This is a genomic window from Cyclobacteriaceae bacterium, from assembly GCA_025808415.1.
Lineage (GTDB): Bacteria > Bacteroidota > Bacteroidia > Cytophagales > Cyclobacteriaceae > UBA2336.
Genome location: CP075525.1, coordinates 1769881 through 1783601, shown reverse-complemented (window position 1 = coordinate 1783601; position 13721 = coordinate 1769881). Strand labels below are relative to the sequence as shown.

Genomic DNA, 13721 nt, shown 5'->3' with positions numbered 1-13721 from the left:
CAGCCCCCGAACAGTCAGCTGTATCGCACAACATGTCAATACTTGAATCTGTCTTCCTTGCCATTATTGAAGGCTTAACCGAATTTTTACCCGTATCTTCTACGGGGCATATTATCATTGGCTCTTCTTTAATGGGCATTTCTTCGCATCCCTTTACCAAGGTATTTACAGTTGCCATACAGTTTGGCGCAATCTTGTCCGTAGTGGTGCTGTATTGGAAAAAATTCCTGCAGTCGCTCGACTTTTATTACAAGCTTGCATTTGCCTTTGTGCCGGCCGCTATTATCGGCTTTTTATTAGATGATTATATTGATGCCCTGCTTGAACGGGTTGAAGTTGTTGGGTTTATGCTTATCATTGGCGGTGTTATTTTTCTTTTTGTTGATAAGGTTTTCGAAGTCAATGAAAAAAACATCGATCAGCAAATAACCTACCCGGTGGCGCTCAAGATAGGTTTCTTTCAATGCCTTGCCATGGTACCCGGTGTATCACGATCCGCAGCCACCATTATTGGCGGATTAACGCAAAAGTTAAATAAAAAAACAGCTGCAGAATTCTCATTCTTTTTGGCCGTACCAACCATGTTTGCTGCAACGGCATACAAAATGTACTCCTTTTACAAAACCGGCCAGGCTTTTACAACGCACGAAGTTAACCTGTTGATTGTTGGTAATGTTGTGGCGTTTATCGTTGCCCTTATCGCTATAAAATCATTCATCGCGTTACTTACCAGGCATGGATTTAAGGTATTTGGTTACTACAGGATTATTGTAGGATTAGTCATCCTGATACTCTACTACATGGGCATTGATCTGGCGATTGTATAATGGAAACCCCCCCTGACACGCACGATCGTATCCTTCTGATCAATAAGCCCCTCCGCTGGACCTCTTTTGACGTGGTCAATAAGTTGCGCTACATTTTAAAAATGAAAAAGATAGGGCATGCCGGAACCCTCGATCCACTGGCCACAGGCCTGCTTATTATCTGCACGGGTAAAATGACCAAGCGCATTGAGGAGTTTATGGGATTGGAGAAAGAATATACGGGCACGCTTGTGCTGGGGCAAACAACACCCTCGCACGACCTGGAAACACCAGTATCGGAAGCCAAGGAAATCGGCCATATTACCTTGGCAGATGTTCAGCAACACGCAAAAAAATTTACCGGTAAACTTACACAAATACCCCCTGCCCATTCGGCCATAAAAATTGGTGGCAAAAGAGCGTACGCCCTTGCGCGAAAAGGAAAAGAACCTGAGCTGAAACCACGGGAGGTCGAGGTTGCTGAGTTTGAAATAATAGCCTACCAACAACCAGCCGTCACCTTCCGGATTGTTTGTTCCAAAGGTACCTACATACGTAGCCTTGTACGCGACCTGGGTAATTCGCTTGGTGTTGGCGCTTATCTTTCACAACTTTGCCGCACCCGTATCGGTCCTTATAAACTAAGTGACAGTGTTGGGGTTGAAGAGGTTAATCCATGAAAATTTATCATACCCTTGAAGATTTTACCCGGCTGCACAACGCAGTTGTTACCAGTGGAACCTTTGATGGTGTACACGTAGGCCATCAAAAAATACTGTCGCGTGTTAAAGAAGTGGCCGAAAAAATACAAGGCGAAACTGTGGTATTAACCTTTTGGCCACACCCACGATTGGTGCTGTATCCGGAGGACACCAGTTTGAAGTTACTCAATACATTTGAAGAGAAAGCCGAACTGTTACGTGAAGAAGGGATTCAGCACCTTATCCGGATCCCGTTTACAAAAGAATTTTCCGAACTCTCGTCAGAAGATTTTATTACCCGTATTTTGGTAAACACTATCGGAACAAAAAAATTAGTAATCGGATACGATCACCGGTTTGGGCACAACCGCGAAGGCAGCTTTGAAGAACTGAAAAAAAACGGGCCCCGCTATGGCTTTGATGTGGAAGAAATACCCCAGCAGGATGTTGACCACGTTGCCGTAAGTTCTACCAAAATCAGAAAAGCCCTTGAGAGTGGCGACCTTGAAACCGCAACACATTTTCTGGGCAGGCCTTATAGCTTATCGGGAAGGGTAATTAAAGGCGACCGCCTAGGCAGGTTGATGGGTTTTCCCACAGCGAATATTGATATTGATACGCACTACAAACTCGTTCCGGCAGAAGGAATATATGCGGTACAGGTAACTTATGGCCACGAAATTTTTGGGGGCATGTTGTACATTGGGCACCGCCCCACCGTTGGCGGCTCACACAAATCCATTGAAGTAAATATTTTTGATTTTGATAAAGACATCTATGGCGAATCACTCACTATTCGCTTTTTAAACCTAATCCGGCACGATGCCAAATTCAACGATTTGGACGATTTGAAACAGCAACTTCATCGCGACAAAGAAGACGCGTTAAAACTGCTCAAAAAGTATTTGTGAAATCATGGTCGAATCGGGAGATTTGGCCTAAACATTTTCCCAGTTTATGATCCATAAAGTTGTAGCCAATGCCGATGAGGCCATACATGACATACCCGACAATGCAGTTTTGATGCTGGGCGGGTTCGGTCTTTCGGGTATCCCTGAAAATTCCATTTCCGCTTTGCTGCGCAAAGGCGTGAAAGGACTAACCTGTATTTCGAACAATGCCGGGGTTGACGATTTCGGGATTGGGCAGCTACTGAAAACCCGGCAAGTAAAAAAAATGATTTCCTCCTACGTTGGCGAGAATGCCGAATTCGAAAGACAATTGTTATCGGGTGAATTAGAAGTTGACTTAATTCCGCAGGGCACCCTGGCCGAACGCATACGCGCTGGCGGTGCCGGTATACCCGCCTTTTATACACCAGCCGGTGTAGGGACCGAAGTAGCCGAAGGAAAAGAAGTGCGGGAATTTTATGGCAAAATGTACCTGATGGAACATTGGCTGCGTGCTGATTTTGCTTTAATTAAAGCCTGGAAAGGCGATACGACCGGCAACCTGGTTTACCGCGGAACGTCAAGAAACTTTAACCCCATGATGGCCGCGGCTGGCAAAATTACCATAGCCGAAGTGGAGGAACTGGTGCCGGTTGGCGAACTGGATCCAAACCAAATACACACACCCGGCATTTATGTGCAGCGGATTTTTCAGGGAAAGAATTATGAGAAGCGGATTGAACAGAGAACGATTCGGTAATTTGTTGATGAGTTAATTCCGTAATGTCAATGAAACTATGGATGTTAGCAAAAAGAAATATAATCCTGAATTAAAAGAAAATCTGATTGTCACGCTAACGTTTCAATTCGCACTTAACATCGTAAGATTTACAGAGAAACTTGAGGCTGACCGGAAATTTATTGTTGCTAAACAATTAATCCGTTGCGGCACATCAATTGGTGCAAATGTGCGTGAAGCACAGGATGCCGAGTCAAAGGCGGATTTTATTCACAAAGTAAAAATCGCTGCAAAAGAAGCAGACGAAACTGAGTATTGGCTGGAAATCTGTCATCAATCTGAAAATTACCCTGACTGTGAGGAACTGTTAGCTCAAATTCTTAGCATTAAAAAGGTGCTATCAAAAATTATTGCAACATCAAAGAATAACCGAATTAACTCATCAACGAATTAGTCTATGTTAGATAAAAACGGTATAGCAAAACGCATCGCGCAGGAAGTCAAAGATGGCATGTACATCAACTTAGGCATTGGCATTCCCACATTGGTAGCCAATTACATTCCCAATAACCTGAACGTTGTGCTGCAATCCGAAAACGGATTATTAGGCATAGGTCCCTTTCCCACCGAAGATAAAGTAGATGCAGACCTGATTAATGCCGGCAAACAAACCATTACCATGATGCCCGGCTCATCGCTATTCAGTTCAGCCGAAAGCTTTGCTATGATACGGGGCGGCCACATTCATCTTACCATACTCGGGGCCATGGAAGTATCTGAAAATGGCGACATAGCTAACTGGAAAGTTCCGGGCAAAATGGTAAAGGGCATGGGGGGTGCTATGGACCTTGTTGCTTCGGCCAGCAACATTATCGTAGCCATGCAACATTGCAGCAAAGAAGGTGCATCAAAACTGTTGAAGAAATGCACATTGCCCATAACGGGATTAAAGTGTGTTAAGAAAATAGTTACCGACTTAGCCGTTCTGGATGTGCTGCCGCAGGGAGGCTTCAAACTTCTTGAACGGGCACCCGGAGTTACCGTTGAACAGATAAAAAATGCTACGGAAGGAAAACTCATTGTAGATGGTGATATTCCTGAAATACTGATTTGAAAAATGGGCTAATTTGAAAATTTGAAAATGTATCTTGCACCCTGTGTGAGCATTTTCAAATTAACCAATCAACGAATCTTCAAATTAGAGCTATGCGCAAAACCAATATAAACTTCACGGTAGAACTTGACAGCAACAACGTGCCAGATATCATCCGCTGGGACGCCTCCGACAAACCCGATGCGGCCCCTACAGAAACAAAAGCCATCAGCATTTCACTTTGGGATGAAAAACAAAAAAACACCCTTCGTATTGACCTCTGGACGAAGGATATGCCCGTTGATGAAATGAAGCGGTTCTATATCGATTGCCTGGGCGGACTTGCACAAAGCATTTTAACAGCCACAGGCGATGACTATATAGCCAACGAGACCCACGCCCTGTGCGACAGGCTGGTGGCCCACCTTAAACAAAACAGTAAGTAAGCAGGTAATACTTCAAGAGTTACTTCAACGATTTCGCAATCGTTTTCTTTGTTTTTTAAGAATATTTTGTACTTTTCAGGGAAGTACGAATGTTCGTATTGTCATTAATAGAGAACACAAACAATTATTCCAAAAACCAACCATTTTAAACAAAACTGTATGGAGAAGTTTTACAAACGTTCGATGGGGCTGGCACTAACCCTGCTGTTGGCCACCACGATTGCTTACGCACAAACCACCATATCCGGAACCGTAAAGGATGCTGTTTCAGGTGATGCCCTGGCGGGGGTTAACATCGTGGTGAAAGGCCGGGTACAAGGTACCATTACCAACACCCGGGGTGAGTTTAATCTTTCGGTGAGCCAGGCACCCCCGTTAACTTTAGTTTTTTCATTTATCGGTTACACCTCGCAAGAAATTGAAATCACCGATGCTAACACCTCAGGTTTAAGCATTTCAATGCAGGAGAGCTTTCTCTTAGGACAGGAAGTGGTTATCTCCGCTTCGCGCGTAGAAGAGAGCATTATTAAATCTCCGGTAACCATTGAAAAAGTGGATCTCTTAGCCATCCAGCAAACTTCTGCACCCGATTTCTTTGATGCGCTTCAAAATGTTAAAGGTGTTCAGGTCGCTTCCGGTAGTCTAAATTTCACGCAGGTCAATACGCGTGGATTTGCCTCCATTGCCAACGTACGTTTTGTGCAATTGGTGGATGGGATGGACACTTCTGCACCACTATTAAACTTCCCGACAGGAAACATTGTAGCCATGAGTGAACTGGATGCCGAAAGTATGGAGTTGGTGCCCGGTGCAGCCTCTGCTCTTTATGGCCCAAACGCTTTCAATGGTATTTTAATGATGAAAAGCAAAAGCCCGTTTGAATACCAGGGCCTTAGCGCCATGTTTAAAGGAGGCATGACAAATTCAGATGCAGGCGGCAGCAACCCGATGTATAACTTTGGGTTCCGCTATGCAAAAGCATTCAATAACAAATTTGCTTTCAAAGTTAATTTCTCCCTGCTGCAAGCTACCGACTGGACGGGCAACGACTACCAAACCGATCGCTTGCGGCCTAATTCAACCATTAACTTAAGCGGGACACCAAACTTTGATGGATTGAATCTCTACGGGGATGAAACACCTATACCGGTGCCCGTACCAGCTAACTTTGGTGGCCCCTTGGATTTGCGCAGGACTGGTTTCCGTGAGCAAGACATTTTGGATAATAACGATGCGCGTAGCATGAAATACGATGCTGCCTTACACTACCGCATTAACGATAACCTTGAACTTCTTTACAACTATCGTTTTGGTGGCGGTAGCTCCATTTACCAGGGAACAGAAAAATATGCCTTACGTGACTTTACCCAAAACTTCCACAAACTGGAATTAAAAGGCGATAACTTTTTCGTTCGTGGGTACAGGACCGAAACACGTGATGGCGACTCCTGGAACATGAGTGCGCAAGGTGGCTTTATGAATGAATACTATAGCCCTACCGCCACGAAATGGGCGCCTGAATATGCACAAACCTATGTATTGGCTATGCAGGGATACTGGCCTGGGGTACAGGCAGGTAATATGGAAGCTGCACATGCAGCAGCCCGAGCTTATGCTGACCGTGATCGCCCTGCCGTTGGCACCCAGGCCTTTAACGATTTAGTTAACCAAGTGCGCACTAATTTATTTCAACGAACACCTCCCGGTTCTTCTTTTGTAGATAATTCACGCCTGTACCATGGCGAATTCAATTACCAATTCAAACAAATAGAAGTGGTAGATTTTATGGTTGGTGGAAACGTTCGCCAGTACGACTTATTCAGTGACGGAACGGTATTTAACGAAGACCCTGAAGGTGATGGCAAAAATGAGCGGGTTAAAATTTTTGAATACGGTGTGTACGGCCAATTGGCTAAAACCCTTGGCGAGTCACTACGCTTAACCGGTTCATTGCGGTATGATAAAAATGAAAACTTCGATGGCCGTATTACCCCTCGCGTATCTGCCGTTTATACCTTCAATGAAACCCACAACATCAGGGCATCATACCAAACCGGTTTCCGTAACCCTGATACACAAGCACAGTTTATATATTTCCCGGCAACCGGTGGTACATTACTTGGAAGTACTGAAGCCAATGCCGGACGCTATGGGGTTCATAACGGAGGGGCATGGACACAATCTTCTTATAACGCATTTAGACAATCGGGAGGTGTTTTGAATCCTGATGGTTCAACATCAGGAGGTAATTCTAACTTATTGGTTACAGCCAACATCCCTTATGTTCAACCCGAGCGGTTAACATCGTTCGAAATTGGCTACAAAGGACTTTACTCTAACACCTTCTTAGTGGATTTAAATGCGTACTACACAAAGTATACAGACTTTATTGGTGATGAAATTGTTGCTGCCAAATTTCAAACAACCCATCAAAATGTTACTTCTAATCCGGGCAAGCTTTTCTCATTGTACTCTAACAACCCTGAAACGGTCGATTCCTATGGTGTTGGTTTAGGGGTTACATACAACTTGCCCAAAGGTTACAGCGTAAACGGATCGTACAATTACGCCACTTTCAAAGCCCCCGGTGATTCCGAAGATTTCCGTTCGGGATTCAACACGCCAGAAAACAAAGTAAACGTTGGTTTTGGTAACCGTAAGCTCACCAAAAACCTTGGCTTCAACGTTAATTACCGTTGGCAACAGGGTTTCCGTTGGGAGTCTTCCTTTGGTGATTGGGATGTGCCTGAATTTGGTGTATTGGATGCGCAGGTTAGCTACAGAATACCTTCCATTAAAACCATTGCTAAACTTGGGGGTACCAACCTGTTGGGTGGTGACTACCGCACAAACTTTGGTGCCCCTTTCGTAGGGCAGCAAATTTATTTGTCATTAACGTTTGATGAGTTCTTCAGATAGAATAAAGAATCCAGGCCATTTAAAAATTAAGAACATTATGAAAAAGATAAATAGTTTAACCCTTACCCTCCTCTTGTCCCTGATGTTTTTGGGGGCGTGTGAGCAAGCAGTAATTGAGCTTACCGATCCGGAGCCAGATTTAACGAACATATCTCCCGATCCGTGCAACGGTGCAGCCGGTAGCGCAAACTTTACCAAGTTTGTGGCCATAGGTAACTCATTTGTTGCCGGTATGCAAGGTGGCGCGCTGTTTACTGATGGACAGAATAATTCCCTGGCGGCAATAATAAACACGCAATTGGCTTGCGCGGGAGGAACAGCAACCTTTAATCAGCCCAATATAAACGCTACACTAGGTTGGAATTTGTTTGTTACCCAACCTTTTCTTTCTAACCCCACCAACCCGGTTTTGGGTAGAATGCGCTTACAAGGAAACCCACCAAGGCCAACGCCACAAGCTTATGTTACAGGAAATCTTGAAGCTGTTCCTAATCCTGCCCCAGGTGTTAACCCCGGATTTATGTTTGGTGGTAATAAAGCAGCCTTGAATAATTTTAGCGTGCCTGCAGTTACCGTTGGACAAGCATTGATTCCTGAAACCGGAAATTGGGCTTTAGCGGGGATCGATCCAAGATTCAGTCCTTTTTATGCACGCTTCGCTGCTATTCCAGGCACGACAACTATGGTTTCTGATGCCAGAACAGCTAAAGGATCATTTGTTTTGGTATGGCTTGGATTGGATGATTTTTTCCTTAATGCTGCATTCGGTGGTGACGATGCCTTGGCTCCATTAACAAGTGCTGCTGACTTTGGCACCCGAATAGGAGCTGTATTCGGACATCCTGCAATCGGTTTATTTACAGACGCAACCAATACGGGCATCAAAGGCGTGATTGGAAATTTCCCGGATATCTTCAAAATGCCTCACTTTACATCAGTTGCTTATAATCCGATAACATTATCGGCTGCCCAGGTTACAGACTTAAATGTGTTGGCGACCAATTACAATGGCTTTTTGGATGCCATGGTGGCCAGCACAATTATCACAGCCGATGAAGCAAATAAACGTAGATTAACTTTCACCGCTGGAGCAGGCAACAAAATTTTATTGAATGACGAAACATTAACTGACCTCTCACCTTACATGGTCGGTCCGGCTGCGGGTTTAATTCCTTACGCGAGAGCGCGACATTCATCAAATACCGATATTATTCCATTGTCAACCGGGTCGATTCTTGGCACTGCAGGAACTTTTGGAGTGTTAGGTGTTTCTGAACCCGTTGGTGATCGTTATGTATTGATTCCATCTGAAATTACCGCCATAAATAATGCAAGAACTGCATATAATACTGCTATTCAGGGGGTAGTTACTACATTCTCTGATAAACTTGCTTTGGCCAACGTAGATGCCGCACTCAATACACTCATTACAACCCAACTGGCAATTTATAATGGTGTAACCATTACGCCAAACATCAATCCGCCAACCGGTATTTACTCTGAAGATGGGGCACACATGAACACCCGTGGCTACGCTTTCTTATCACGCGTTTTCATTCAGGCCATTAACGATAAATTTGGTTCAACCATACCGCTTACCAATATAAGCCGGTACCCGGCAACTGGTTTACCGTTACCTTAACCTTAACCTTAACCTCAAACTAAAATTGAAAACAATAAAAGAAGGCTGCCTAGTGCAGCCTTCTTTCGTTGTATACCTAACCAAAACTGTACAATATGTTCCCAATTCAAGACCAGGTTTAACTGTAGTTAGGCAAATCAGGCTGGTTTAGCTGTTTATTTAGTGGCCTCGGCTTTGTTGTTGTATTGCCATTTTAGCCATCCACCATGTTCACTAAATTCTTTTTTAAACGTTTTTCATCCAGGCAGCAACTTGCTTACCTGCGTAAAAAAGGTACCCTTATAGGTAACCAGGCACGTAACTCCTGTTACTACTCTCTTTACCTTGTGAAAGGTTTTTTTGTTGAGGTAATGTTCAGTTCAACCGAACCGGATGAACTTCCTGCCAAGGTACTCATTTTCCCTAACCTGGAAAGCCTGAACGAATACCTTAACCAAGAGGCGCTTTCGGGTTGGAAACAACCCATAGGCAAATAATTAAATCCTGTTTCCCTCACCCTAGCTGCTATACGTTAAATAACAACCGTGCATTACATATAGCCTGCCCATTTATAGGCCACGATACCAATCCATTCCCTGATCATCCGTTGCCAGGCAAGCAGTGCATCTACCTTCGGAACGAAGAGCACATCGGGTGTAAACGTACGGGGGTGCGTATAAAAATCTGTCGAAAAAACATCAACCGAAAGCCCGGCCTTTTCAAAACAACCTCTCGACCTGCGCATATGGTAGGCCGATGTGATCAAAAGAAGGTTTTCATATTCCGGGCCAAGCATCTTTTTTACATTCACTGCCGACTCATACGTATTGCGCGATTCATTTTCGATGAGCAGGGCCGTTGAATCAACGCCCATGAGCAAAAGCGCTTTATAAATATCATCGGCCTCCTTCCTGCCCTCGGTAACCAACCTTCCACTACCCCCGGCAATTATCACATGGCTGATAACCCCGCGTTTAAACAACTCAACCGTGTGAACTACCCGGTCGGCCCCACGATGAAAGTAAACCCGGTCATCGGGTTGTGTATCGGTGCTGGTTACGCCCGTGAGTAAAATTCCATATGAATAGTTCTTAGTGATTTTATGAAACGGTGTGGCAGGCACTTCCCAGGCCATCATCACTTCATTGGCTATAAAGTCGTTGGAAAAGAACAGGAGCATGATTAAGGCTATCCGGAATAACCATTTTTTGCATTGGTTTTTCCGGATTAAAACGGCTATCAGAAAAAGTATACATACCCAAACCAAGGGTGATGTCAAGTAACCCAGTATTTTGGAAAGGGTGAAAAACATGCTTAAAATATCCTGATCAGGATAAGCAGCAGCAAAATAAGCAGAAGGACAATCATGGGCTTAAACTTAGGCCAAAGTTATTGAATTTGATCAATAAAAAAACCTACATTCTCCGGTTAAGGGGGTTAGATAAGTTGCCTATTCCGTCAATTACCCGCCTGAGCAGGTCAAAATACAGGGCAATCATAAGCACAACGGACATCGACCAGATAACCCCGGTATTGAAAAACAATGTATCGATGTTTCGGTTTAAGAAATGTTTTTTGGGCATATAAAACTGGGCATCAAAATCGATGAAGTGATCCGGGTCCGGGTCTTTATAGATGGGATAAATTTTCTGGATCAGTTTTCCATCCTTTTCGATTATACGGTGTGTTTCGGTAAGGTTTTTCACAAAATCGGCTATGGCTTCATTCCGGTAATTGTCGCGGAGCCTGGTATACTCCCTTTCTTTTTCAGGGGTATCCGTCATGGACATAATTTTCTTCTCCTTCTCCCCATCGGCTTTGTTGTACCGGTTTATATAAAGCCGCCTCAGGTTACCCAAAAAGCCAATGGCTTCGCTATAAGTAGCCGAATCAAAACGGTTTACGGCAATATCGTCTATCCATTCGTAATGGTCGCGCCCCACCAATTCAGCCTCCCGCCTTATTTCGTTTCGCAATAAAGTAAGGTCATTATCTAACTTGCGCTTAAGTTCATCTTCGCGGCTATTTAAGTTATTTAAGCAGAATTGCAGCCGTGTTTCCAGTTCGGGTATGTAATAAATTTTTTTGTAATCCGCATCGGCCATTACTTTATCGAGGTAATAAAATTCCTGTTCGTAACGGTTATCCTTAAATTGGGTTACCATGCCTGCTTCAAAAGCCCAACGCGAAGCCATGATATCGCCCACAAAAGGAACGGTGGCCGTGTTGCCGATAACAGGGTTCAGTTTGTCGAACTTCACTACAACCCCACTCAGTATTAGTTGGGGTATGATTAGCAAGGGTATTAATATGTAAATGGTAACAGCAGAATTAAAGGCTGAAGAAATATTAAGCCCAAGCACATTGGCAAAACAAGAAACCGTAAACAGGATGAGCCAATGTTCCAGCAGCATACCGCGTATTTCCAAAATAGAATTACCGACAACCACAAACGTGAATGTTTGTATAGCCGAGAGCAGAAACAAAATCCCAATCTTCGACAACAGGTAACTGCTGCGGCTCAGATGGAGAAATGCCTCGCGTTTAAGTATTTTCCTATCGCGGATAATTTCTTCTGCACTTACTGTTAAGCCCATAAACAGGGCCACAATCACGCTCATAAAAAGATAAGCCGGCATGTTCAGGTTTTTGGCGAATGCATACCCAGAAAGGAGTTTGTCGTCAATGTTGTAAAACCTGACAATAAAAGCCAGGATAAATGCCAGCACAGGCGCCTCCAACAAGTTAATTATCATGTATTGCTTGTTGTGTATTTTGGCCTGCAGGTCGCGCAAGGAAAATAATTTGGCTTGCTTTAACCGGCCAGGTATCCGCAAGGTTGACTTTACGGGAGTCTTTACTGTTTCAATAGCCTGATTGCCAATTTTCTGGTAAAGCTTGTATAATTTAAACCACTGCTCCGGACCAATTTTTCTTTCGTTGGTAAATTGCCCGTATTCGTTAATGACTTTGGTTTCGATAATGTTAAAAATCTGTTCGGGGTTTACATTACCGCACTCATGACATTCACCCATTTCGCTGTTGATCATATCAATAGCGCGCTTAAAATAAACTATGGCATCTACCGGATTACCGTAATAAATCTGGTAGCCTCCGGTATCAAGTATCAGCAGGCGATCAAACTTTTTGAAAATATCGGATGAAGGTTGGTGAATAACGGCAAATACAAGTTTTCCTTTTAAAGAAAGTTCCTTTAACAGGTCAATGATGTTTTCGGAATCGCGCGAAGACAAACCACTGGTGGGTTCGTCACAAAACAAAATGGCCGGTTCACGCAATAACTCCAACCCGATGTTGAGGCGTTTTCGCTGGCCACCGCTAATGGTCTTTTGAAGGGGTGAGCCTACCTTTAAATCTTTTCGCTCAGCGAGGCCCAGGTCTTCCAGCGTCTTCATAACCAGGTTATCGATTGCCGTTTCGTCCAGGTCGCTGAAGCAAAGCTTGGCGGCAAAATACAGGTTCTGGTAAACCGTTAAATCTTCAATCAGTAGGTCGTCTTGCGGAACAAAACCAATTACCCCCTCAATTTTTTCCGGCTCCTTATGAATATCGATTCCATTAATGAGCACCTTACCCTTTGTAGGTTTTTCTGATCCGTTAAGCACGTGAAGCAACGTTGACTTGCCCGAACCGCTGGCACCCATCAAGGCAACCAGGTTACCTGATTGCTCAGCCAGGTTAATTTCCTGAAGGCCAATGCCTCCATTTTTAAACCTGAAATGGAGATCAGTCCCTTCAAAAGAAATGCGTTCACTTACGTTCAACCGCTTAAAACGGCCCAGTATATCGCCATAATAAATGGGTTCGTCTTTATCCCAACGCAGGGTACTGCCAACACCAAAAACCTGAATAGCGGCCGACCGGAACGGTACACCATTAAAATAAACATCGGTTTGTCCGATGTATTTTACCAGGTAAAGTTCGGCCTGCCGCAAGTACAAAAACTCAATAAAGCCCTTCAGGTTTTTTCGTTTAATGTGCAAGGCTTGCTTAAAGGCTGTATCATCATTCGCATCAACAATCAGTAATGCCGGATGATCCAGGTGTTTGCTTTCTTTGCCAGCCAAAAAAGTTTTGATTGAACTTAGGTTTTCAACAGTAACATTAAAGGCCTCACAAATCACTTTCAATAATTCATCTTCGCGCGGGGTTATGGTGTCATCGGCCAACACTAACCGAACCAGTTCAAGTACCACTATGTATTTCTGCTTTTGCGCTAACCCCTGGTTAATTTCAGCACATATACGTTTAATGTTATAGGCCTCATCAGTTCCTTCAATGTTGCCGACTGTTTTTACGTACTCATCGAACAGGCTGAGGTAAAAATCTATTTTCGATTCATTCAGATGCTCCAGCAGAAACTGCCGCACTTGTTCGCGTTCCTGTCGGGTTACTTCATCCTGACGGGCAACAACGGCAAAAAGGCGTAACAGCGATTTCAGAATTACTTCACTCATGAGTGGCTAACATTAGGTTATTTAAAGA

Annotated in this window: 12 protein-coding genes; 10 read left to right on the top strand and 2 right to left on the bottom strand. The window is 44.0% G+C overall.

The features are described from left to right. Nucleotides 1–32: 32 nt before the first annotated feature. From KIT51_08355 to KIT51_08310, 10 genes are all read left to right on the top strand, one after another. Nucleotides 33–827, top strand: a complete 795-nt coding sequence (locus KIT51_08355; GenBank protein UYN88241.1) for an undecaprenyl-diphosphate phosphatase — start codon at nucleotides 33–35, stop codon at nucleotides 825–827. Next, nucleotides 827–1486, top strand: a complete 660-nt coding sequence (gene truB, locus KIT51_08350) for a tRNA pseudouridine(55) synthase TruB (protein ID UYN88240.1) — start codon at nucleotides 827–829, stop codon at nucleotides 1484–1486. Before KIT51_08355 ends, truB begins: the two co-directional genes overlap by 1 nt. Further along, complete coding sequence (locus KIT51_08345; protein ID UYN88239.1) at nucleotides 1483–2418, top strand: bifunctional riboflavin kinase/FAD synthetase; 936 nt, start codon at nucleotides 1483–1485, stop codon at nucleotides 2416–2418. Before truB ends, KIT51_08345 begins: the two co-directional genes overlap by 4 nt. Nucleotides 2419–2464: 46 nt before the next feature. Next, on the top strand, nucleotides 2465–3157 hold the full coding sequence (locus tag KIT51_08340) for a CoA transferase subunit A (GenBank protein UYN88238.1): 693 nt from the start codon (nucleotides 2465–2467) through the stop codon (nucleotides 3155–3157). A gap of 37 nt (nucleotides 3158–3194) precedes the next feature. Further along, nucleotides 3195–3590 (top strand): four helix bundle protein, encoded by a 396-nt coding sequence (locus KIT51_08335; protein ID UYN88237.1) that lies wholly within the window; start codon nucleotides 3195–3197, stop codon nucleotides 3588–3590. A gap of 3 nt (nucleotides 3591–3593) precedes the next feature. Continuing rightward, nucleotides 3594–4250, top strand: a complete 657-nt coding sequence (locus KIT51_08330; protein ID UYN88236.1) for a CoA transferase subunit B — start codon at nucleotides 3594–3596, stop codon at nucleotides 4248–4250. 92 nt (nucleotides 4251–4342) lie between these two features. Beyond that, on the top strand, nucleotides 4343–4675 hold the full coding sequence (gene gldC, locus KIT51_08325; GenBank protein UYN88235.1) for a gliding motility protein GldC: 333 nt from the start codon (nucleotides 4343–4345) through the stop codon (nucleotides 4673–4675). Nucleotides 4676–4834: 159 nt separating this feature from the next. Continuing rightward, the gene (locus KIT51_08320) at nucleotides 4835–7594 is read left to right on the top strand and encodes a TonB-dependent receptor (protein UYN88234.1); all 2760 of its coding nucleotides are present in this window, start codon (nucleotides 4835–4837) and stop codon (nucleotides 7592–7594) included. Between the two features lie 37 nt (nucleotides 7595–7631). Then, nucleotides 7632–9236, top strand: coding sequence for a hypothetical protein (locus KIT51_08315; protein ID UYN88233.1), 1605 nt, complete (start codon nucleotides 7632–7634; stop codon nucleotides 9234–9236). A gap of 206 nt (nucleotides 9237–9442) precedes the next feature. After that, entirely contained in the window at nucleotides 9443–9712 is a 270-nt protein-coding gene (locus KIT51_08310; protein ID UYN88232.1) for a hypothetical protein, read from the top strand. A 53-nt stretch (nucleotides 9713–9765) separates the two neighbouring features. Here the strand turns inward: KIT51_08310 and KIT51_08305 are convergent, their stop codons facing one another. Both KIT51_08305 and KIT51_08300 read right to left on the bottom strand, forming a co-directional pair. Further along, nucleotides 9766–10395: a YdcF family protein gene (locus KIT51_08305; GenBank protein UYN88231.1), complete on the bottom strand. Its 630-nt coding sequence runs from the start codon at nucleotides 10393–10395 to the stop codon at nucleotides 9766–9768. Nucleotides 10396–10630: 235 nt separating this feature from the next. Then, a complete protein-coding gene (locus KIT51_08300) occupies nucleotides 10631–13693 on the bottom strand; it encodes an ATP-binding cassette domain-containing protein (GenBank protein UYN88230.1) in 3063 nt (1020 codons plus the stop codon). Between the last annotated feature and the right edge of the window lie 28 nt (nucleotides 13694–13721).

Bases quoted from the DNA above. Each gene is read 5' to 3' on its own strand.
- gldC (UYN88235.1), top strand. From the start codon at position 4,343: ATGCGCAAAACCAATATAAACTTCACGGTAGAACTTGACAGCAACAAC.
- KIT51_08310 (UYN88232.1), top strand. From the start codon at position 9,443: ATGTTCACTAAATTCTTTTTTAAACGTTTTTCATCCAGGCAGCAACTT.
- KIT51_08355 (UYN88241.1), top strand. From the start codon at position 33: ATGTCAATACTTGAATCTGTCTTCCTTGCCATTATTGAAGGCTTAACC.
- KIT51_08300 (UYN88230.1), bottom strand. From the start codon at position 13,693: ATGAGTGAAGTAATTCTGAAATCGCTGTTACGCCTTTTTGCCGTTGTT.
- KIT51_08315 (UYN88233.1), top strand. From the start codon at position 7,632: ATGAAAAAGATAAATAGTTTAACCCTTACCCTCCTCTTGTCCCTGATG.
- KIT51_08345 (UYN88239.1), top strand. From the start codon at position 1,483: ATGAAAATTTATCATACCCTTGAAGATTTTACCCGGCTGCACAACGCA.
- KIT51_08320 (UYN88234.1), top strand. From the start codon at position 4,835: ATGGAGAAGTTTTACAAACGTTCGATGGGGCTGGCACTAACCCTGCTG.
- truB (UYN88240.1), top strand. From the start codon at position 827: ATGGAAACCCCCCCTGACACGCACGATCGTATCCTTCTGATCAATAAG.
- KIT51_08330 (UYN88236.1), top strand. From the start codon at position 3,594: ATGTTAGATAAAAACGGTATAGCAAAACGCATCGCGCAGGAAGTCAAA.
- KIT51_08335 (UYN88237.1), top strand. From the start codon at position 3,195: ATGGATGTTAGCAAAAAGAAATATAATCCTGAATTAAAAGAAAATCTG.
- KIT51_08305 (UYN88231.1), bottom strand. From the start codon at position 10,395: ATGCTCCTGTTCTTTTCCAACGACTTTATAGCCAATGAAGTGATGATG.
- KIT51_08340 (UYN88238.1), top strand. From the start codon at position 2,465: ATGATCCATAAAGTTGTAGCCAATGCCGATGAGGCCATACATGACATA.